At 52.2% G+C, this 400-nt stretch carries 1 protein-coding gene; it reads left to right on the top strand.

Annotation, left to right across the window (positions count from 1 at the left end):
- Positions 1 to 400 (top strand): hypothetical protein (locus tag E1189_RS23625; RefSeq protein WP_196221231.1); only part of this gene is annotated, 400 nt, incomplete at both ends.

Raw genomic sequence — 400 nt, 5'->3', positions numbered from 1 at the left:
ATTTAATGGAAGCTTTACCACTCTTTGAACATCTTTATGAAAAACATTCAAGCTCTCTCAATGATGAAAAAAGCAATGGACTGGCTCTGGGCAGGCTACTCCAGATTATGGGGGGCTCGGTCAATCTGAAAACAGCCCTGAATATCTTTACCCGGCTGCGCACCCGAGCAGCCATGGGGCAAGTGGATACCCCCTGTGAGGACAAGGATATCGAACTGGCTCTAGGCAGACATTTCCAGATTATGGGTGGCACCGATAACCTGAGGGCAGCCCTGGACGTTTTTATGCAGCTGCGCAGCCGGGCAGCCGGGGGGCAGGTGAACACCCCCTGTAAGGATAAGGAGATCGAACTGGCTCTGGGCAGATTACTCCAGATCATTGGAGGCTCGGACAACCTGAG

It is taken from the genome of Parendozoicomonas verongulae, assembly GCF_009711465.1.
Taxonomy (GTDB): domain Bacteria; phylum Pseudomonadota; class Gammaproteobacteria; order Pseudomonadales; family Endozoicomonadaceae; genus Sansalvadorimonas; species Sansalvadorimonas verongulae.
Note: the sequence above shows the minus strand (reverse complement) of the source record. Positions and strands in the feature narration are given on the sequence as shown.